Source organism: Mycobacterium sp. NGS33 (genome assembly GCF_059812885.1).
The window spans coordinates 186,278-205,551 of record NZ_JCALDN010000006.1; the positions used below are offsets into that span (position 1 = coordinate 186,278).

Annotated in this window: 22 protein-coding genes; 11 read left to right on the forward strand and 11 right to left on the reverse strand. The window is 66.9% G+C overall.

The features are described from left to right. Positions 1 to 10: 10 nt before the first annotated feature. Positions 11 to 1,024: an alcohol dehydrogenase gene (locus AC5Y5B_RS14020; protein ID WP_500005634.1), complete on the forward strand. Its 1,014-nt coding sequence runs from the start codon at positions 11 to 13 to the stop codon at positions 1,022 to 1,024. A gap of 12 nt (positions 1,025 to 1,036) precedes the next feature. After that, positions 1,037 to 1,597, forward strand: coding sequence for a YceI family protein (locus tag AC5Y5B_RS14025; protein WP_500005635.1), 561 nt, complete (start codon positions 1,037 to 1,039; stop codon positions 1,595 to 1,597). Positions 1,598 to 1,626: 29 nt separating this feature from the next. Here AC5Y5B_RS14025 and AC5Y5B_RS14030 read toward each other — a convergent pair whose 3' ends face one another. After that, positions 1,627 to 2,751 carry a DUF7159 family protein gene (locus tag AC5Y5B_RS14030; RefSeq protein ID WP_500005636.1) on the reverse strand — a complete coding sequence of 375 codons (1,125 nt, stop codon included), beginning with the start codon at positions 2,749 to 2,751 and terminating at the stop codon, positions 1,627 to 1,629. 661 nt (positions 2,752 to 3,412) lie between these two features. Between AC5Y5B_RS14030 and ag85B the strand changes: the two genes are divergently transcribed. From ag85B to AC5Y5B_RS14070, 8 genes are all read left to right on the forward strand, one after another. After that, complete coding sequence (gene ag85B, locus AC5Y5B_RS14035) at positions 3,413 to 4,405, forward strand: diacylglycerol acyltransferase/mycolyltransferase Ag85B (RefSeq protein WP_112633493.1); 993 nt, start codon at positions 3,413 to 3,415, stop codon at positions 4,403 to 4,405. A 64-nt stretch (positions 4,406 to 4,469) separates the two neighbouring features. Continuing rightward, the gene (locus tag AC5Y5B_RS14040; RefSeq protein WP_500005651.1) at positions 4,470 to 5,003 is read left to right on the forward strand and encodes a chorismate mutase; all 534 of its coding nucleotides are present in this window, start codon (positions 4,470 to 4,472) and stop codon (positions 5,001 to 5,003) included. Between the two features lie 105 nt (positions 5,004 to 5,108). Then, positions 5,109 to 5,546, forward strand: coding sequence for a resuscitation-promoting factor RpfC (gene rpfC, locus AC5Y5B_RS14045; protein WP_500005637.1), 438 nt, complete (start codon positions 5,109 to 5,111; stop codon positions 5,544 to 5,546). Positions 5,547 to 5,581: 35 nt separating this feature from the next. Next, a complete protein-coding gene (locus AC5Y5B_RS14050; protein ID WP_205869124.1) occupies positions 5,582 to 6,055 on the forward strand; it encodes an SRPBCC family protein in 474 nt (157 codons plus the stop codon). 5 nt (positions 6,056 to 6,060) lie between these two features. Next, positions 6,061 to 6,891, forward strand: a complete 831-nt coding sequence (locus tag AC5Y5B_RS14055; protein WP_112633490.1) for an SDR family oxidoreductase — start codon at positions 6,061 to 6,063, stop codon at positions 6,889 to 6,891. A 15-nt stretch (positions 6,892 to 6,906) separates the two neighbouring features. After that, positions 6,907 to 7,329 carry a lipoprotein LpqH gene (locus AC5Y5B_RS14060; protein WP_500005638.1) on the forward strand — a complete coding sequence of 141 codons (423 nt, stop codon included), beginning with the start codon at positions 6,907 to 6,909 and terminating at the stop codon, positions 7,327 to 7,329. Positions 7,330 to 7,385: 56 nt separating this feature from the next. After that, positions 7,386 to 8,708, forward strand: coding sequence for a cytochrome P450 (locus AC5Y5B_RS14065; RefSeq protein WP_500005639.1), 1,323 nt, complete (start codon positions 7,386 to 7,388; stop codon positions 8,706 to 8,708). 47 nt (positions 8,709 to 8,755) lie between these two features. Next, positions 8,756 to 9,199, forward strand: a complete 444-nt coding sequence (locus AC5Y5B_RS14070) for a nuclear transport factor 2 family protein (protein ID WP_500005652.1) — start codon at positions 8,756 to 8,758, stop codon at positions 9,197 to 9,199. Positions 9,200 to 9,262: 63 nt separating this feature from the next. Here the strand turns inward: AC5Y5B_RS14070 and AC5Y5B_RS14075 are convergent, their stop codons facing one another. The 9 genes from AC5Y5B_RS14075 to bfr form a co-directional block, all read right to left on the reverse strand. Beyond that, positions 9,263 to 9,697, reverse strand: coding sequence for an SRPBCC family protein (locus AC5Y5B_RS14075; RefSeq protein ID WP_289176299.1), 435 nt, complete (start codon positions 9,695 to 9,697; stop codon positions 9,263 to 9,265). Next, complete coding sequence (locus AC5Y5B_RS14080) at positions 9,697 to 10,530, reverse strand: lysophospholipid acyltransferase family protein (RefSeq protein WP_112633485.1); 834 nt, start codon at positions 10,528 to 10,530, stop codon at positions 9,697 to 9,699. The genes AC5Y5B_RS14075 and AC5Y5B_RS14080 overlap by 1 nt, the downstream gene beginning before the upstream one ends. Positions 10,531 to 10,672: 142 nt before the next feature. Continuing rightward, positions 10,673 to 10,927, reverse strand: a complete 255-nt coding sequence (locus AC5Y5B_RS14085) for a DUF3761 domain-containing protein (RefSeq protein ID WP_112633484.1) — start codon at positions 10,925 to 10,927, stop codon at positions 10,673 to 10,675. Positions 10,928 to 11,283: 356 nt separating this feature from the next. Continuing rightward, complete coding sequence (locus AC5Y5B_RS14090; protein ID WP_500005640.1) at positions 11,284 to 12,417, reverse strand: amidohydrolase family protein; 1,134 nt, start codon at positions 12,415 to 12,417, stop codon at positions 11,284 to 11,286. Positions 12,418 to 12,426: 9 nt separating this feature from the next. Beyond that, complete coding sequence (locus AC5Y5B_RS14095; RefSeq protein ID WP_500005641.1) at positions 12,427 to 13,779, reverse strand: type I glutamate--ammonia ligase; 1,353 nt, start codon at positions 13,777 to 13,779, stop codon at positions 12,427 to 12,429. 56 nt (positions 13,780 to 13,835) lie between these two features. After that, a complete protein-coding gene (locus AC5Y5B_RS14100; RefSeq protein WP_500005642.1) occupies positions 13,836 to 14,723 on the reverse strand; it encodes a TIGR03854 family LLM class F420-dependent oxidoreductase in 888 nt (295 codons plus the stop codon). A gap of 104 nt (positions 14,724 to 14,827) precedes the next feature. Next, the gene (locus tag AC5Y5B_RS14105; RefSeq protein WP_112633518.1) at positions 14,828 to 15,322 is read right to left on the reverse strand and encodes a carboxymuconolactone decarboxylase family protein; all 495 of its coding nucleotides are present in this window, start codon (positions 15,320 to 15,322) and stop codon (positions 14,828 to 14,830) included. A 65-nt stretch (positions 15,323 to 15,387) separates the two neighbouring features. After that, complete coding sequence (locus AC5Y5B_RS14110; protein WP_112633480.1) at positions 15,388 to 17,457, reverse strand: MDR family MFS transporter; 2,070 nt, start codon at positions 17,455 to 17,457, stop codon at positions 15,388 to 15,390. A gap of 37 nt (positions 17,458 to 17,494) precedes the next feature. Next, a complete protein-coding gene (gene bfr / locus AC5Y5B_RS14115; RefSeq protein WP_112633479.1) occupies positions 17,495 to 17,974 on the reverse strand; it encodes a bacterioferritin in 480 nt (159 codons plus the stop codon). Positions 17,975 to 18,313: 339 nt separating this feature from the next. Between bfr and AC5Y5B_RS14120 the strand changes: the two genes are divergently transcribed. Next, the gene (locus AC5Y5B_RS14120) at positions 18,314 to 18,499 is read left to right on the forward strand and encodes a (2Fe-2S)-binding protein (RefSeq protein ID WP_112633478.1); all 186 of its coding nucleotides are present in this window, start codon (positions 18,314 to 18,316) and stop codon (positions 18,497 to 18,499) included. Between the two features lie 23 nt (positions 18,500 to 18,522). Here the strand turns inward: AC5Y5B_RS14120 and AC5Y5B_RS14125 are convergent, their stop codons facing one another. After that, positions 18,523 to 19,272, reverse strand: coding sequence for an enoyl-CoA hydratase/isomerase family protein (locus AC5Y5B_RS14125; RefSeq protein WP_112633477.1), 750 nt, complete (start codon positions 19,270 to 19,272; stop codon positions 18,523 to 18,525). Between the last annotated feature and the right edge of the window lie 2 nt (positions 19,273 to 19,274).

A 19,274-nucleotide genomic window follows, 5' to 3' on the forward strand; every position in this document is an offset into this window, starting at 1 on the left:
AGCTAAGGGCATGCCCACTCATCGAGCCGTCCATGTCCCGTCCGCCGGCGCAGCTTTGGAGCTGGTCGACGCCGAAACCAAGCCGCCGGGTCGCGATGAGGTACGGCTGACCGTCGCCGCGTGCGGCATCTGCGGAACCGACGCGCACTTCGTCAACGGCGGCTTCCCCGGCATTTCGTGGCCGCTGACTCCCGGGCATGAGATCGCCGGCACGATCGCCGAAATCGGCGACGGCGTCCAGGATTTCGCAATCGGCGATCGCGTCGCGGTCGGCTGGTTCGGCGGGTGTTGCTACCGCTGCGACCAATGCCGCAAAGGCCTGTTCATCCACTGCGAGAACGGCAAGGTGCCGAGTTGGCAGTATCCCGGCGGATACGCGGAGTCGGTGACCGTGCCGGTGAGCGCGCTGGCGCGAATACCGTCCGAGCTTTCCGACGCCGAAGCCGCCCCGATGGGGTGCGCCGGCGTGACCACCTATAACGCCCTGCGGCACACCAAGGCGCTGCCCGGCGACCGGGTGGCGATCCTCGGCGTCGGCGGCCTGGGACACCTCGGCGTGCAATTCGCGCGGGCCATGGGTTTCGAGACCATCGCGATCAACCGCGGCACCGGCAAGGCCGACGACGCCCGAAAGCTGGGCGCCCATCACTACATCGACTCCACGGCCAACGACCCCGCCGAAGCGCTCAAGGATCTGGGCGGCGCAACGGTCGTCCTGGCCACCGCCGGAAATTCGCAGGCCATGGCCGCCACGGTCGGCGGCATCCTCCCCCAGGGCCAACTGGTCACCATCGGGGTCACGCCCGAGCCGCTGCCGATCAGCCCGGTGCAGCTGATAACGCCGGGCGTCAGCATCGTCGGCCACCCCTCCGGGACGGCGAAAGATGTCGAGGACACAATGCATTTCGCGGTCGTGTCCGGTGTGCGCGCCTGGATCGAGGAACTGCCGCTATCGCAAGCCGCGGAGGGCTACGCGGCCCTGGAAGGGGGCCGGGCGCACTACCGCACCGTTTTGACCATGTGACACAGTCGATTCGTGACTTCTGACCAAGACGCGGTGTGGACAATCGGCCCGGCCGACGGTGAGTTGTTGCTGTACACCGGCGTCACCGGCAGGGCGGCACGGATGGGCCATCGGCTCACCATCGCGATGACGCGCTGGCGCGCCACCGTGGGCTGGTCGGACTCCCAACCCGTGAGCGCACGCCTCACGGTCGAGACCGATTCGCTCGACGTGCTGCGCGGCGACGGCGGCGTCAAAGGGTTGTCCGGGGTGGAGAAGGTGCTGGTGCGGTCGAACGCCCTGAAATCATTGTCCGCCAATCGATTCCCCGAGATCCGCTATAGCGCAGACGTCATCGACAACGTCGGCGGTGCTTACCGTCTGGCTGGCACCCTGGAAATCCGGGGCGTGTCGCGGGACCACGTCGTCGAGGTGCACGCGCAAGATCTCGGGGAATCATGGCGGATGTCAGTCGAATCCACCGTTCGCCAATCCGACTACGGCATCAAGCCGTACTCGCTGATGATGGGATCGGTACAGGTCGCCGACGACGTGTCGTTGTCTTTCTCCGCCGTTCGCGCCCAGGGCAACTGAGCGCTGCCGTTGGCCGGCGCCGGGCGAAGTCAGGGTTGCGGGTCGGTCGCCGGATCGCCGGTGTCACCGGGTATGTGCTCGAGTACCCGCGTCAGGTAGGGCTGTCGGTTAGCGCCGTCCGCCTGTCGTTCGCCGTTAACGCCCGGCTCCTCCTCCGGAACGCTGGGCTGCGAAACCGGTTCGCCGGCAGGGGGTTTGGCCTGCGGTAGGGGCGACTTGGTCCGTGGGGCCGCCGGAAGCGGCGCGACGGCCGCGACCGCCTCGGCCACCTGGGGCGTGGGCGGGTGGGTGGCGTGCCTCGGACCGCCGGCGGCGCTGGCCGGGCCGACGTGAATCCCCACCGCGAGTGACACCGAGCCCACGAACGTGATGGCACCGGCGGCCAACGCGGTCACGGCCCCGGCATAGGACAACTGCCGCTTCTGAGTGGGTGCCGCAGCGGGCTCGCTGACGCGCTCGACCAGCTGCTCGTCGGTGAATTCGGTGCTGCGAGCCGCGGACAGCGCCGCACCGCGCGCGATCGTCACCTGGGCCATCGATTGCACGAAAACCGGTACCGGCAAAGTCTTTTCGAGCTGCCAGGAGAGACCCTCGATGTCGCTGTGGGCGCCCACCACGACAACGCCGCCGGGCTGCCATCCGCTGCGCTCGAACATGCCGGTCAGCCAGCGGGTCAGGCCGTCGAAGCCGCCGCGCACCTGCTTGGTGGCCGTCCGGGTCTCACCGTCGTGCGTGTCGACCATGACCACGGTCGTCAGGTCGTGGTCGAGGATGCAGACGGCAGTCTGCTCGTAGCCAATGACGGGCGCGATGGCCTGAGCCAACGTCTCGATGGCCTCGAGGAACCGGATCGGCACGACATTGTCGAATCCCGCATCGGTCAACGCCTCCAAGACCAGCGCGGCCTGTGCGGATGCCTCGTCGTTCCAAGTCACTCCGATGACACGCAGCCGGCGATCGCTCGCAGCCGCCGCCGTGTCGACGCGCAGTACCTCGTCCACGACTTGCTCTGCGGTACCCACGGCGCGCACCCCGTGGCCTGCGCGCAAGACCAGTTCCTGGTGATCCAGGATGGTGCCGTCTGCGCCGTGTCCTTCGGCGAGGACCCAACCAACGGCGGTCGGCGTCACCGACAGGCCAAGAACCGTGTCCAAATCTATGCCCCAATCGGTCCCGCGTCCGACGCCCTCGACCGCATCTACGCGCACCATGAAGCCGCGGGCGCGGTGATTCGTGAGAGCCGGAACAGACCCGGGATAGCGTGGTCTTCATCGGCTTGCTTCGACAGCAGCCTACGCGGTCGGCGCAAGTCCGGCTGCGCCGGTCGGCCATCGGCGCGGAATCGCCAGATGGGAAGGGCGACGCGGCGAAACGGGCAGGCGCCGCAGGCGGGTTCGCCGCGTCGATGCGTCGGCGCCGTGGCGCCGGTTGCGGGAGCGCGACGACGCGGGATCGGTACGGCGCGGTCCCCCCGCACCGAAACGAACGCCGTTTTTATCGACGGCGCAAAATAAATGCCCGTCCCGCGCGTCATTTCGGGGGCTTTCTATAACGGGGTAGCGGCGCCGCCCGCCGAGCGCGCTCGACTCGTCGTAAACCCGCTGCTGCCTGGCGTTTCCCTACCCGGTGTGTGGGGTGGCCGTGCAGCGGGTACGCGGGGCGTGTCGCCGCCCGGTTGTGCCGGGTGGCGAAATTGTGAAGTGAAAAGCGATGCCGAAACGAGACGCGTTCGCGTCCCAATCGACATTTGACGGACTCACACGGTAAATTCCTGTGAGACCACGATCACACTGACCACATCGACAAGGGGCAGGTATGACAGATCTGAGCGAGAAGGTCCGGGCCTGGGGGCGCCGGCTTTTGGTCGGCACAGCGGCGGCAGCCACACTGCCGGGCCTGATCGGTCTTGCCGGCGGCGCTCCAACCGCGAATGCGTTTTCGCGGCCGGGCCTGCCAGTCGAGTACCTGCAGGTGCCGTCCGCGGGCATGGGCCGCAACATCAAGGTCCAGTTCCAAAGCGGCGGCAACGGTTCTCCCGCGGTGTATCTGCTGGACGGTCTGCGCGCCCAGGACGACTACAACGGCTGGGACATCAACACCCCGGCGTTCGAGTGGTACTACCAGTCCGGCCTGTCGATCGTCATGCCGGTCGGTGGTCAGTCCAGCTTCTACAGCGACTGGTACAACCAGGCCTGCGGTAAGGCCGGCTGCCAGACGTACAAGTGGGAGACCTTCCTCACCAGTGAGCTGCCGCAATACCTGCAGTCCAACAAGAGTGTGAAGCCGAACGGAAGCGCGGCGGTCGGCATCTCGATGGCCGGTTCGTCGGCGATGATCCTGGCCGCCTACCACCCGGCGCAGTTCATCTACGCCGGCTCGCTCTCGGCGCTGTTGGACCCGTCGCAGGGAATGGGGCCAAGCCTGATCGGTCTGGCGATGGGTGACGCCGGGGGGTACAAGGCCAACGACATGTGGGGGCCGTCGAGCGACCCGGCATGGGCGCGAAACGACCCGACCCTGCAGATCCCGAAGCTGGTCGGCAACAACACCCGGCTCTGGGTGTACTGCGGTAACGGCACGCCGTCCGAGCTCGGCGGGGCGAACATGCCGGCCGAGTTCCTGGAGAACTTCGTGCGCAGCAGCAACCTGAAGTTTCAGGACGCCTACAACGGCGCCGGCGGTCACAACGCGGTGTGGAACTTCAACGCCAACGGAACGCACAGCTGGGAGTACTGGGGAGCTCAGCTCAACGCCATGAAGCCCGACCTGCAGGGCACGCTGGGCGCTTCCCCGGGCGGCGGCGGATAACCCACCACCCGCTCGGTCACTACTGCGCCTGACGACTCCGTCAGGCGCAGTAGTGCGTTGTGGGATCGCGGTCGTGAGCCTGGCGCTGCTGGTCGCGCCCGCTCGGGCGGACGCCACCAGTCCACTCACCCCGTTGGTCGACGCCGCCGCACAACGGCTGCAGATCGCGGACCCGGTCGCCGCCTACAAGTGGCACAACCATGGCGCCATCGAAGATCCGGCGCGCGTACGGCAAGAGCTGGCCAGGCTGGGCGACCAGGCCGTCGCCCAACGCATCGACCGTGGCTACGTCACCCGGGTCTTCGGGGACCAGATCAGCGCCACCGAGGCCGTCGAATATGGCCGGTTCGCGGACTGGAAACTCGATCCGGGCAGCGCTCCGGCTGAGGCGCCGGACCTATCGTCGTCACGCTCGGCGATCGACGCCCTCAACCAAACGATGCTGGCTCAGCTGTCGGCCGACTGGGGCGTTCTGCACTCGCCGGAATGCGCCGCCCAACTCGACGCGGCGAGAAGCGGCGTCGTCGCTGACCGTGCGCTCGACGACCTCTACCAGCGGGCCCTGTCATCAGCGACGCAGTCCTACTGCCAGCAATAACTTAATTTTTCCTCACCAATTTCTAACTGTCCCATTTGGCCTGTCGATAAGGCGATTTCCCCAGATAGATGGCATATCTCGCGCCATTTTCGAATAGGTAACGCTTTGGCTACACGTGCCGAAATCCTGGACATGAAATATCTCTGCAAGCTTCTCGTCAAGTCCGTAATGGTCGGCGGGGTCGTTGCAGCGTCGATGGCTTCGTCCACGGGTGTGGTGAGCGCAGAACCCGCTCCCAACTGGGACGCGATCGCCCAGTGCGAATCCGGTGGCAACTGGCACGCCAACACCGGGAACGGCAATTACGGTGGGCTGCAGTTCAAACCGAGCACCTGGGCCCGCTACGGCGGTGTCGGCAACCCAGCTGCCGCGTCCAGGGAGCAGCAAATCGCCGTCGCCAACCGGGTTTTCGCCGAAGAGGGCGTGGAGGCCTGGCCAAAGTGTGGCGCGCAGTCCGGCCTGCCGATCGGTTGGTACTCGCACCCGGCTCAGGGCATCAAGCAGATCATCAACGGGCTGATCCAGGCGGCCGTACCGCACTGATGAAACGCACCTGCGGTCTATGACCCGGCGCCCGCCTGTGTTTGGATCAGCCCATGGAAGGTTCGGCGACTGTTCATATGGCTGCGCCTGCTGCCAAGATCTGGGACCTCATCGCAGACGTCCGCAACACCGGAAAGTTTTCGCCGGAAGTTTTTGAAGCCGAGTGGCTCGGTGATGCGAACGGCCCGGCCCTGGGTGCGAAATTCCGCGGTCACGTCCGGCGCAATGAGATGGGGCCGGTGTATTGGACGACCTGCAAGGTCACCGCCTGCGAACCGGGCCGCGAATTCGGTTTCGCGGTGCTCCTCGGTGACAGGGCCGTCAACAACTGGCACTACCGCTTGGCGCCGAGCGGCGGCGGGACGGACGTCACCGAGTCGTTTCGGCTCAACCCGGCGCCGTGGCTCGGCGTGTACTGGTTGTTCGGCGGCTTCCTGCGCAAACGCCGCAACATCCGGGACATGACCAAGACGCTGAACCGCATCAAAGACGTGGTCGAGGCGGACTGAGGCTCGTGAAATCCGTCTTCATCACCGGTGCGGGCAGCGGCATGGGTCGCGAGGGAGCCAAGCTGTTCCACGCCAAGGGCTGGCGCGTCGGCGCGGTGGACCGCAACGAAGACGGCCTGGCGACGCTGAACGACGAACTCGGCGGCGATCGGCTCTGGACCCGCGTCGTCGACGTGACGGACAAGCTAGCCCTCGACGGCGCGCTGGCCGACTTCTGCGCCGGCAACAGCGGCGGCGGGCTCGACATGATGTGGAACAACGCCGGCATCGGCGAATCGGGCTGGTTCGAGGACGTGCCCTACGACGCCGCGATGCGCGTCGTCGACGTGAATTTCAAGGCGGTCCTCACGGGCGCATACGCGTCGTTGCCCTATCTCAAGAAGACCCCGGGCAGCCTGATGTTCTCCACGTCGTCGTCCTCGGGGACCTACGGCATGCCGCGCCTGGCCGTCTATTCGTCGACCAAGCACGCGGTCAAAGGTCTGACCGAGGCGCTGAGCGTGGAGTGGCAGCGACACGGGGTGCGCGTCGCCGACGTGCTGCCCGGTCTGATCGACACCGCCATCCTGACGACCACGACCAACCACTCCGATGACGGCCGAGCGCCCATGACGGCGGAGCAACTGCGGGCCACCGCCCCCAAGAAGGGCATGCTCCGGTTGATGCCGGCAAGCAGCGTGGCCGAGACGGCGTGGCAGGCCTACCACAACCAGAAGCGGTTGCACTGGTATGTACCCAAGAGCATTCGCCTGATTGACTTGTTCAAGGGCCTGAGCCCGGAATTCGTGCGACGCAGCATCGTCAAGTCCCTGCCCGCGCTGGTGCCGAAGCGTTAGTAAGGAGGTCGGCTGGTGCAAAAGCGTTTGCTCACAGTCGCTTTGGTTTGCCTAGTCGTCGTCGTCGGCGTCGCGGGGTGCAGCGCCGCGCAGACGACACCTCGCCGGGCCGCGCGTCTGACCATCGACGGTGCCACGCACACGACGCGTCCCCCGGCGTGCCGGCAAGACCAGATGTATCGGACCATCACCATCCCCGACCGCGATGGCGGGGTCGAAGCGGTGGTGCTGCTCAGCGGTTATCGGGTGATGCCGCAGTGGGTCAAGATTCGCAACGTCGACGGGTTCAGCGGCAGCTTCTGGCAGGGCGGGGTGGGCGACGCGCACGTCGATCTCAATAACGACGCCTACACCATCACGGGCAGCGCGTACGGCATCAACAGCAGCAACCCCAACAAAGTGGTCACCACGGACTTCAAAATCGTCGCGCAGTGCTGACTCCGCAGGTGGTCGGGGCCTAGGCTCGAAACGGCACCTGATCGAGGGAGGAACCAGTGAGGGAACGATTGCACTGGTTCGCGATGCATGGCTTCATCCGGGGGGCCGCGGCACTCGGGGCCCGGCGGGGCGAGGTCCAGGCCAGGCTGATCGCCGATCCGGCGGTGGCCGCTGACCCGGTGCACTACTACGACGAAGTCCGCGCGCGGGGCAAGCTGGTGAAGGGCCGCGTCGCGTATCTGACGGCGGATCACGCACTGGCGCATGAACTGCTGCGCTCCGATGATTTCCGGGTGCTGGTCTTCGGATCGAATCTCCCGGCGCCACTGCGATGGCTGGAGCGCCGTACCCGCGACGACCTGCTGCATCCGCTGCGTGCGCCGTCGTTGCTGGCCGTCGAGCCGCCCGACCATACCCGTTACCGCAAGACCGTGTCGGCGGTATTCACGCCCAGAGCCGTTGCCGCACTGCGGGATCGGGTCGAGCAGACGGCCGCGGAGCTGTTGGATCGGCTGGCCGGCGAGTCCGGCGTCGTCGACATCGTCGGACGGTACTGCTCGCAGCTTCCGGTATCGATCATCAGCGACATCCTCGGTGTGCCTGAGTCGGAGCGGCGGCGCGTAATGGAATTCGGCGAACTGGCCGCGCCGAGCCTCGACATCGGGTTGCCATGGCGGCAGTACCGCAGCGTGCAGGACGGGATCGCCGGCTTCAGCGCCTGGCTCGCCGAGCACTTGCAACGGCTACGCCTGGACCCCAGTGACAACCTGATGAGCCAGCTGATCCAGACGGCCGAAGGCGGTTCTGCGGAAACGTATCTCGACGAGAAGGAGCTCCAGGCGATCGCCGGGCTGGTGTTGGCCGCCGGCTTCGAGACCACGGTGAACCTGCTCGGCAACGGTATTCGCATGCTGTTGGACGCGCCGGAGCATCTCGACACCCTCCGGCGGCGTCCCGAGGTGTGGCCCAACGCCGTCGAAGAGATCCTGCGGCTGGAATCGCCGGTGCAGCTGACCGCGCGGATGGCGCGAGACGATGTCGAGATAGCCGGCCGGCAGTTACACCGTGGCGACTTGGTGCTGGTGTATCTGGCCGCCGCCAACCGGGACCCGTCGGTGTTCCCCGATCCGCACCGCTTCGACATCGAAAGGGAAAACGCCGGAAGGCATCTCGCGTTTTCCGGCGGCCGGCACTTCTGCCTGGGTGCGGCCCTTGCCCGGTCCGAGGGCGAAGTCGGACTGCGCACGTTTTTCGATCGCTTCCCCGAGGTGCGCGCGGCGGGCGCCGGAAGCCGGCGCGAAACCCGGGTGCTGCGGGGATGGTCGTCGCTGCCGGTGGCCCTTGGGCCGTATGTGCGCGAGTACGACCGAACCAGTTGACACCGGGGCGGCGACGGGGTTTATTTGCCGCTATGACAGAGGTATCTATGATCGCGGTCGAGGATGTCGTACGGGGGCTGTGGCAGGCGCTTTCGCGGCGAGATTGGGAAGCGATCAAGACCTTTTTGTCCGACGACTGCCTCTACGTCGACATGCCGGTCCCCGCACTGTCGGCGCGCGGCCCAGAGGGCATCGTGCAGCGCCTGAGGATGGGGCTTGAGCAGTTGGCCGGCTACGAGAACCACCCGGGCGTGCTGGTCTCCAACGGTTCCGACGTGCTCTACGAGCACTCCGAGACCTGGACCTTCGCCACGGGCGAGCAGGGCGTGCTGCGGTTCGTGACGGTCCACAAGGTCGTCGACGGCAAGATCGCCGTGTGGAAAGACTATTGGGACATGAACAGCCTGGTGGCCTTCGCTCCCCCGAACCACTTCGAGGGGCTGGCGACCGGCGACACCAGCTGGATATTCGACGCCTCAGCGCTCGTCTGACGATCCCCTTTCAAGGAAACGTGGACTGTCTACTGCCCACGGCGGTAAAACGCATCATCGCGGCTACGCCTCGGCCAGTTTCCGGAGGCGTTTCAACGTTTCCGTCAGTGTGCGTCCCACCTGACGCACGGCGATCCGATCGGCGATATACCCAAGTATTCCCCCGGGCGCCTGATACGACAGCCGAAATGTCACCCTTGTGCAGCCGTCGCCTCTGTCGCGCAACCGCATCCGCCCGCGCAGCGTTACGCCGGTAATTCCCACCCAGGCAAGGTCGCGGCCGTCGTCGAACTCGACCACCTCGATCACGCCGCCAACGGGTACGGAGCCGATCTTCCAGTGGACGGTGTACCGCGCACCGACGCCGGGTGGTTGGTCGTTCGACGACTCCCACCGCTCTAGGCTCGCCATGAACGACGGGTAACAGTCCGGGTCGCTGACGATTTTCCAGACGGCGGCACGGTCGGCGTTGATGACGCAACGGCGTTCGACGCGCATCAGCCGATCACCGGGAATCGTCGTTCGGCGGCCAGCCGGTCGACGCCCCCCTGCAGGGAGGCCATCACCTTGTCATGCACCGCTTGATCGTCGCCGTCGACCTCGATCGGGTCTTGAACCTCGATCACGATCTTGGTGGGCAGCGGAATGTGGCCCGCCAGGTCGCTGATGTTGAGTCCCCAGGGCAGCGCCAGCGATATCGGGATGCTCTTGAGCCGGAGCAACTTGTCCGCCATCAGCAACTTGGCCAGCCACTGCCCGCGATTGAGAAAGAGCGCGCTCTCCTGCCCACCGATGCTCGCGACGGGGACGATCGGCACCCCGGCCTCGCGGGCCAGCTTGACATAGCCCATGCGCCCGCCGAAGTCCACCTTGTGACGTTCCCACGAGGGTCGGAACACCTCGTAATCACCGCCGGGATAGACCAGCAACGCTGCGCCGGAATCCAGTGCGAGACGGGCATTTTCGGGGTTGGCGGCGACGGTGCCGAATTTCCGCAACGCTCCCAGCGGCGGGGCGGAGACGACGAGGTCATGGGCCAACTGGTAAAAAGGCCGCTCGACGCCGAAATACGAGCAGAAGGCGAGGGTGAACACGAAGGTGTCGGGCGGTACATTGCCGCCACTGTGGTTGCCCACCAGCAGCACCGGTCCCTCGGCCGGAATGCGGTCCAAACCCCGCACGTCCGCCCTGAAATAGAACGACGCCAGCAACCAGGTTCCCGGCAGCTGATCGCGGATGTAATCCGGATCCCGCTGGTCAAGGTCGGCTTTGGGCACCCACGACACAACTTTGTCGCGAGCCCAATTCAAGACGTCCTGCGCGGTCGCCATGACGGGACGCATACCCCGGCGTCACCGGGGGTCAAACGCCGTAGATGAAGCCGGCTGGGCCGGTAAATACCGGGCCGCCGCAAACACCTGGGATGGTCACCCCTCGTGCTTTGACCATCCCGGTGTTGTTGGCAGCCGATGGCTACAAGTACTGCTGGACGCCTCCGTGACCGTGGCAGGTCCCACTGGCATGCGGGTGCTCGCTGAAAGACCAACTTCCATCCGAGCACTGGGCCGTGGCCCCCGGCGGTTGCGGGCCGCCCTTTTGCGGATATGGCACGCAGTCACCAGAACTGGCGGTGTAGCAACCGCCGCTGGGTGACGCGTAGGCCGATGGCGCCACAGCGGCGGCGCCGAAGACGACGGCTGCGATGACGAACGCAGCACGGGACAACACGTGCCCAAACCTCCCTAGTCCATCTTCAGTTTGGCGACGTTTGCCCGATTCGTCGATCGAAGCCTAGGCGCCCGAACGGACGGCCACAGGCGAATCTGGAAAAACTTCTGGCGTTCCAGACGACGAAAGTGCTGCTATTCCGCCAGCGCATCCAGCACCCGGACGCGGACCGGATCGTGCTTTCCCTTGACCTCCACCCAGCCGTGCAACGTCACGCGCGCGCACGCGCCAAGCGACCGCGGTATTGGGCCCGATGACCACCTGCCCGAAAGCTGCGGCCAGTCGTCGCGTCCGGCCGCCGCGCCGAACGCTCCGCGGCCCGCGAGGCCGGGAATCGGTCGGCTTCGGATGGGTGGTCACGGCCGGCCGTCGCGACGTGTCAGGCGGTAGATGCGGGTGGCGTTGTCGCGGGCGATGAGGTCGACCACCCGGATGGCGTCCGACTCGCACCACTCGCCGCGGTCCACGAATTCGCGAAGTACCCGCTCGATGCCCCTGCGCCACAGGATCGCGCCGAGGAAATGCAGTTCTGGCGGACCGAATCCGTCCGACGAATAAAGGATCTTGGAAAACGGTGCCATCTCGAGCAATCGCGCAAGGAACGCGGGTGACCGCGCCCCCAGGTGGTTGACGCTCAGCCCGCCATCGACATAGACGTTGTTGAACGCCTGGGCCAGGTAGCCAGCCTCGCGCTCGTAGGGGTAACAGTGCAACAGCACGATCGGGACGTTTGCCGTCTCGCGCAGAAAGTCCAGCAGCAGCAGCGGGTTGGCCTTGTGCAGATCACAATCGCGGTCGCCGAACCCGACATGGAACTGCAGGGGCTTGCCCAGCCGCAGCGCCTGATGCAACCCGAACCGCAGCAGGACCCTGTCCTGCAACCGCGTACCGCCGCGGTCGCGCCAGCGGCTTGCGGCTTCGGCGACCTCCGCCGGCGTCGGATCGCTCAGGTCGCCGTCGAACCCGCCTCGGTAGGCCAGGATCGATTTGGTGCCGGCGGCGCCTGCCGCGCGCCGGTGCAGGATCTCCTCGAACGCCGCCGCGTAGTCACCCTGCGTTTGCGCCGCCTGCTCGGCGACCTCCTCGAGGCGAACGAGCTCGCCGGCATCACCGCCGGACACCCGGGCCATATCCGCGACCCCGGCGACGTCACCGCTGCCGATCCCGGTGTCCACCAGCCAGTCGCTCACCCCGGCGGCCGTCAAGAACAGGCGCGCCAATTCGTCCTCGTCGAGTTGGCTGCGGCGTTCCCAATATGCCGTCGGGCCAACGTGTTTGGGCAAACCCAGGACGGGAGCGCAATGCGCGCGGACCGCGAACCCGAGTTGTGAGTCGAAGCCCGAATGGGTGATGGGTTCGCTGTTGGCCTCGTTGAGCGCGTTCTCGAATCGCGGCCGGTCGGCGGGCGTCATCCAGCAACCGTGGACATGCTGATCGATCAGCGCCACATCGCCGATGTGCTGAGCCAGGGCGCGAGTGTCGGAGACCATGATCGCCCGTCACAGGCTCCAGGCCATGCGGAATTTGTCCGCCAGTTGTTCGGGGGCCAGGTCGCCGTAGCGCTCCTGCTCCAGGCGGCGAACGGCGACCACCATGTCGACCGCGGGGTCGCCCAGGATGCGGCGCACCCGTTCCGAATTATCAAGCGCCGCAATCGCTTCGGCTTGCGAATCGGTCAGGCGCACGATACCGTCGCGCGCGCGGTCGGATTCGGGCAGGGTGGCCGGGTCGGTCGGGACCTCCGGCGGCAGGGTCTCCTGGCGCTTGATCCCGTCCAGGGCGAGGCCCAGGATGGCCGCCGTCGCCAGGTACGGGTTCGCGGACGGGTCGACGATCTTGACCTCCACGTGGCCGCCGCGCGGGCTTCCGGGTCCCCCGGTGACGAATCGCACCGCGGCCTCGCGGTTTTCGGTGCCCCAGCACGCATAGGCGCCGGCCCAGTTGCGCGGCCGCAACCGCAGGCCGGAGACGATCGACCCGCACATTACTCCTTGGGCTTCCGGCATCCCGCGAACCAGACCCGCCACCGCGCTCTCCCCCGCCGCGGTCATGCCCCGGGGTCCGTCGCCGTCACAGAACAGCGGGCCTCCCGGAGCCGACAGCGAAAAGTGCTGGTGCGCACCGGATCCAACGCCGTCGCCAAAGGGGGCGGGCGACAAGCTGATCCGCAGCCCGTGCCGGCGCGCCGCGCGCCCGATGACCAGCCGCATGAGTACCAGCTGATCGGCGGCTGCCACCGGGGACCGCGGCGGCAGCGAGACCTCGAACTGGTTTGCGCCGTACTCGGGGTGGAACTGTTCGATCGCGATCCCGGCCCCCATCGCCGATCCGATCACATCACGAACGAACGCCTCGTGTTCCAGCACGCCGGCCAGGCCGTACTGCGCCCACAGCGTCGACGGCAGCCGGGCGCCGTCGGGGCCGACCAGCAGGAATTCGATTTCGTGCCCGACCGCGGCCTCCAGGCCGGCTTCGGCGAGCGCCGCCTCGACGCGTCGCAGCGTGCCCCGGCTGCAGGTCGGCACCGGCGCGCCGTCCTGCTCGAAGAATGAGGCGGGCGCCCAGGCCAGCCCGTCACCGACGATGCGCAGCGCCGACAGATCGATCCGAATGCGCTGGTCCCCCACCACCCCCACATCGGGGGTGAAGGCGATCCCGGTCTGATCGATGGCGAACGCATGCCAGGACGGGCTGGCCCCCAGGCCGGGATCCGCGAACGTGTCGGTCCGCCGGATCGGGACCGTCTTGGCCAAGGTGAGCCCGGCCGGATTCACCACCGTGCCGATGACCGTGTCGACGCCCTCGGCCTCCAGCTGCGCAATCGCCGCGGCGGCAAGCGGTGTGCCGGTCATGGCAGCCATTCTCCCAACCCCGCACTGCTCCACACGGCAAACGGCATCACCGCAGCTCAGTTCTGCCGGCCGACGAGTTCGGTGACGAACCGATCGAGGAAGCCGTCCACCGGTGCCTTACCCACCGGCCGGATGACGAACTTCGTCAAACCCGCCTCGATGTAGGCGTCGAGCTGCCGGTGCAGCCGGTCCCACCCGGCGGCGATCAGTTCGTTAGGGTCACTGTCCGGCCGACGCCGGAGTACCGCCGCGGCCACCTGCTCCGGCAGCTCCCCCTCCCCCTCCCACACGGCCAACGAGATGCCGAAGTGGTCGGGCTCGATGCTGCGGCCGGCGTGCGCCGCGGCTAGCTCGATCGCATCGCGCGCGGCCCGCGCCTCAGCCGGAGTGAGGAAACTGCCCAGCCAGCCGTCGCCCAGCGCCCCGATGCGTCGAAAGGCGGCCGGCGCCGAGCCGCCCACCCAGATGTCAAGCGGCGGTGACGGTCTCGGCGCGACGGCCACGTCGCTGACGCTGAAATACCGGCCGGTGAACGTCGCCGATTCCTCAACCAGCGCCGCGCGCAGCAGCCGCAGCGACTCGTCGAACACCGCCGCGCGCTCGCCCTCGGGGACCACGAAGACCTCGCGTTCGGCCGGTATCGCCGAACGTAAGCCGAAGACGGGAAGGACCCGTTTGGGTGCGACGGCCGCCAGGGACGCCAACTGCTTTGCCACCAGCACCGGGTGCCGGCCCGGGAGCACGGCCACCGACGTGCCCACCTTCAATCTGGTCGTGCGGGCAAGCGCATACGCCATGCCGACCATCGGATCGACCGCCGGGGAGTACAACAATTCGGAAAACCACAGCGAGTCCACCCCGCTGGCCTCGAGGTGATCCACGATGGCGGCCAGTTGGTCCGGCGCGCTATCGCCACCCAGGCCGACGCCGAAGCGAATCTTCACCGCCGCCTCCCTCTGAGTTCTCTCACCCACAGCGCAACATCGACGGCCCGGCTTTTGTGCCCGGCGGGCGCGCGTCAAGAACCGGTTGCCCGGGCTGGGAGAAACTAACCGCGGCTGGGGATGGTCAGTTTGCAGGCTTGGCCGATGTCGAGGGTCCGCAGCACTCGACCCATGCCGACCCACAGCGCGCAGGACAGTGCCAGGTCGGCGAGCAACTCGTCGGAGAAGTGTTCGGCGCACCTGCTCCAGAAGTCTTCGTCGTCGCGCAGCGCGGTGTGCTCGGTGGCGAAGCGGTCGGCGAACTCGGCGGCCAGCCGCTCCTGCTCGCTGTAGCCGGGCCAGGTGCGCCACTCGTGGACGTGGTCGTAGAGCTCCTCGTCGACGCCCGCGGCGGGTCCGTCTTCGTCGCGGGTGTTGACGCAGACGACGCATTCGTTGCGGTGGGCGATCACGGCGCGGGCCAGTTCGCGGGTGCGCAACGGCAACCGGTTCTTGGTGTACACCGCCTGGCTGAAGCCGCCGAGCGCGCCGCCGATGTCCGGAGACTTCACAAACCAGCCGGCCAGGTCGTCGTCAGCAAATGTTCCGATTCGGCTCATGGCGTGATGGTACGCCCGCGTCATCACCCGGGACGGCGATGTCGGCGAATGCGCATCGACACCCGCTAGCGAGCGGCCGACGGGATCGCCATGGTCGGCTGTTCCTCATGCCAATCCCGTTGGGCCAGAACGCGATGCGCGACGCGCTCCAGCGCCGCCTCCACCGCGCGGCGGTCCGGGCGGCCCTCGAATCCCGGTGACCGGGCCAGCTTGTCGACCAGCCAGGCCAACAGCAGCGAGTGCACGTACGCGACCTGCTGTCCCCCGGCCGGGGTGAGCCACATCTGCTCGCCGTCGCGCTGCGCGTAACCCCCCGATACCAGGCGGGCGAAGGTGGGCTCGAGAACCTCGAACGGTATCCGTAGGTGGTCGGCCATGTCGGTGAGCCGGGCGGTCCCGTACATCTGGGTGTAGCGATTGATCCGCAAGACCCCCCACAGCCCGGCGACGTCGAGCCGGCAGTCGGGCCGCATGGCGATGCTGCGCAGCCGCATGCCGGTCTCGCCGCGCAGCATCCGCGCGATCGCGTTCTCCAGCATCTGGTCGGGCGTCTCGGTGGTCGGCATGCCAAACGCATCGCCGAGATCGATTGTGCTGTCGTGGATATCGCGCAGCGGAATCTCGCGCAAGAACAACGCCAGCACGAATCCGACCAGAGCCACCGGCGCCGCCCAGAAGAAGACCTGGGTGAGCGACTCGGCGTAGGCCGCCACGATGGGGGCGGCCACGTCATGCGGTTGCCGGTGCAAGGCCCCGGGCGAACTGACCGCGCTGGGGGGCGCGCCGCTGGCCGCCAGGGCCGGACCGATTCGGCGGTTGAGGAAGTTCACGAACAGGGAGCCGAAAATGGCCGCACCGAACGAACTTCCGATGGTCCGGAAGAACGTCACACCCGAGGTGGCGACACCGAGGTCTTCGAAATTCGACGTGTTCTGCACGATGAGGACAAGCACCTGCATGGACAATCCGATGCCGGCGCCGAGGATCACCAGGTAGAGCGACTGGATCAGGGTGGAGGTGGACGGCTGCATCCGCGACATCAGCAGGAAGGCCAGCGCCATCAGCGCCGTGCCGACCACCGGAAAGATCTTGTATCGGCCGGTCCGGCCGACGATGGTGCCGCTGCCGGTCGAGGTGACCAGCATCCCGAGCACCATGGGCAGGGTGCGCAGGCCCGAGGTGGTCGCCGAGACACCGTCGACGTACTGCATATACGTCGGCAGGAAGGTCATCGCGCCCAGCATGGCGAAGCCCACGACGAAGGACAGCACGCAGCACACGGCGAACACCGGGCTGGCGAACAGCCGAATGGGCAAGATGGGTTCGGCGGCGCGGCGCTCCACCATCGCGAACACACCCAGCGCCACCGCGGCGCCCACGAACAGTCCGATGATCGTCGGTGATCCCCACGGGTAGAGGGTGCCGCCCCAACTGGTGGCCAGTGTGAGGCCCGCGGCGCCCAGGCCGATGAACGTAATCCCGGAGTAGTCGATGGCGGGCCTGGCGGACGCGGTCAGCGCGGGAATCGCCGCTGCGGCAACGAAGATGACCACCACCGAGATCGGCACGTTGACCCAGAAGGCCCATCGCCAGCTCAGGTAGTCGGTGAAGTAGCCGCCGAGCAGCGGACCGATGACCGTGGTGACGCCGAAGACCGCCCCGAGGATACCCTGATATCGGCCCCGCTCCCGCAGTGGGACGATCTCGCCGATCAGCGCGCTGGCCGTGACGGTGATGGCGCCACCGCCGATTCCTTGCAGGGCGCGCGCCCCCACCAGCATGGCCATCGACTGCGCCAGTCCGCACAATATCGAGCCGATGACGAAAAAGACTACGGCCGTTAGGAATACGCGCTTGCGGCCGAACACGTCGCCGAGCTTGCCCACCAGCGCGGTGACGATGGTCGATGCGAGCAGATAGCTGGTGACGACCCAGGACTGATGGCCGGCATCGCCCAGGTTGGCGACGATGGTCGGCAGCGCCGTCGCGACAATGGTCTGGTCCAGCGCGGCGAGCAGCATGCCGAGCACGATCGCGATGAAGATCAGATTGCGTCGCTGGGGGCTGATCAGCTCGCCGGTGGAGGCGGCACCGGAAGCCGGGCGAGATCGGGTCGCTGCTTTCGGGCTCGTCATACCTTCTACGACGTTACCTATTTCGCCGCCGGCCGGGTCAACTGGGTGGCCGCGACACGCACTGCGCCGAGTACAGCTCCACGCCCAGCTTGTCCATCAACTCGAGCTGGGTCTCGAGGTAGTCGATGTGCTTCTCCTCGTCGGCGACGATGTTCTCGAACAGGGTGGCGGTGGTGGAGTCCTGCTTTTCCCGGCACAGGATGATCGCCGGCTTGAGCCGCTCCATCACCTCGTATTCGATGGCCAGGTCGGCCTCGAACTGCTCGCGCAGCGTCTGACCGATGCGCAGCGAGAAGAGGCGCTGGTAGTTCGGCAACCCGTCGAGCAGCAGGATGCGGTCGGTGATCGCCTCGGCGTGGCGCATCTCGTCGAAGGACTCGGCCCGGGTGTGCTCAGCTAACTCGGTGAAACCCCAGTTGTCCTGCATCTTGGAGTGCAGGAAGTATTGGTTGATCGCGGTGAGCTCGCTGGTCAGCTGCTCGTTGAGCAGACGCAAAACTTCCGGATCCCCTTGCATTGTCACTCCTATGGTGTGAGCGGCTGTCGTATGTGACCGCGGCGGATGCGCTGGGCTGGAGCGCACAAACCTGGGCTGTAGCAGCACTTTGCCACGGCCGGTGGGAATGTTCCAGCAAGGTTTGGCTGCGCTCAGTGAGCCCCCTAGCGCGGTAAGTCGCCCCTTGGTTAGGTTAGACTGGGCTAACGAAGTTAGGATAGACTGCACTAATACGCGGCAGGTGTATTCGGCGTCATCGCCACGGTGCCCGGTGAACGGGATTGCCGGCGGCGGGGACGAATCGCAGACGCCCGTCCGAGCTTTCGACGAAGGGGACGCCGGCATGCAGGAGGTGCGCTGATGTACGTGTGCCTTTGTGTTGGGGCCACCAACCAGACCGTGTGCGACGTCGTCGCCCAGGGCGCATCAACCTCCAAGGAGATCGCGGCCGCGTGCGGGGCCGGTGGTGACTGCGGTCGTTGCCGGCGCACGCTGCGGGCCATCCTCGCCGCCTCGGCCAAGCTGGAGACGGCTCAGTCGGCCTAGCCGGCGCGTCAGCGTTTATTGCTTCACGTTTTGTTGAAGGCGGCCAGGGCCGTGGCGTTGGCTTGCGCGCCCATGAGTTCGGCGAAGTGGGCGTTCTCCCGGGCGGTGGCCGCCACAATCTCAGGCCGGACGGGTTCCATCATGGTGTGCTTGACGGCCATCAGGCTCGAGATCGGCCGGGAGGCAAGGATTTCCGCGTGTTGACGGGCCTGCGCCAGCAGCTCGTCGGGTTCGCAGACCCGCCAGACCAACCCCATCCGCAGCGCCTCGTCGGCGCCGACCCATTCCGACGACATCAACAGCCAGGCCGCGTTCTGTCGCCCCACCAGCTGGGGCAGCAGGTATGACGAGGCCGCTTCGGGCGCCACGCCCAGGCTGGTGAAGGGGCACTTCAGGCGGGCGGTCGACGACATGAACGCCAGGTCGGCGTAGCCCAGGATGGTGGCCCCGATGCCCACGCCCACGCCGTTCACCGCGCAGATCAGCGGCTTGGGAAACGCGCTGAGCGCGGTGATCAGTCCGATGAAGCCGTGCTTACCCGGGGTGAAGTCGGGGTCGGTGATTCGTGCCTGCATCTCGGCCAGGTCGGTGCCGGCGCTGAAACCACGGCCCGCGCCGGTCAGCAGCACGACCGCGACCTCGGGATCCTCGGCGGCGGCCAGCAGCGCCTCGGCGGTGGCGTCGTAGAGGGCTTCGTTGAACGCATTGAGCGCCTCGGGCCGGTTCAGCGTGAGGGTGCGAACTCGCTTGTCGTCGTCGATCTGCAGCGTCACGC

Bases quoted from the DNA above. Each gene is read 5' to 3' on its own strand.
- AC5Y5B_RS14020 (WP_500005634.1), top strand. From the start codon at position 11: ATGCCCACTCATCGAGCCGTCCATGTCCCGTCCGCCGGCGCAGCTTTG.
- ag85B (WP_112633493.1), top strand. From the start codon at position 3,413: ATGACAGATCTGAGCGAGAAGGTCCGGGCCTGGGGGCGCCGGCTTTTG.
- AC5Y5B_RS14070 (WP_500005652.1), top strand. From the start codon at position 8,756: ATGATCGCGGTCGAGGATGTCGTACGGGGGCTGTGGCAGGCGCTTTCG.
- AC5Y5B_RS14075 (WP_289176299.1), bottom strand. From the start codon at position 9,697: ATGCGCGTCGAACGCCGTTGCGTCATCAACGCCGACCGTGCCGCCGTC.
- AC5Y5B_RS14080 (WP_112633485.1), bottom strand. From the start codon at position 10,530: ATGGCGACCGCGCAGGACGTCTTGAATTGGGCTCGCGACAAAGTTGTG.
- AC5Y5B_RS14090 (WP_500005640.1), bottom strand. From the start codon at position 12,417: ATGGTCTCCGACACTCGCGCCCTGGCTCAGCACATCGGCGATGTGGCG.
- AC5Y5B_RS14095 (WP_500005641.1), bottom strand. From the start codon at position 13,779: ATGACCGGCACACCGCTTGCCGCCGCGGCGATTGCGCAGCTGGAGGCC.
- AC5Y5B_RS14105 (WP_112633518.1), bottom strand. From the start codon at position 15,322: ATGAGCCGAATCGGAACATTTGCTGACGACGACCTGGCCGGCTGGTTT.
- AC5Y5B_RS14110 (WP_112633480.1), bottom strand. From the start codon at position 17,457: ATGACGAGCCCGAAAGCAGCGACCCGATCTCGCCCGGCTTCCGGTGCC.
- bfr (WP_112633479.1), bottom strand. From the start codon at position 17,974: ATGCAAGGGGATCCGGAAGTTTTGCGTCTGCTCAACGAGCAGCTGACC.
- AC5Y5B_RS14120 (WP_112633478.1), top strand. From the start codon at position 18,314: ATGTACGTGTGCCTTTGTGTTGGGGCCACCAACCAGACCGTGTGCGAC.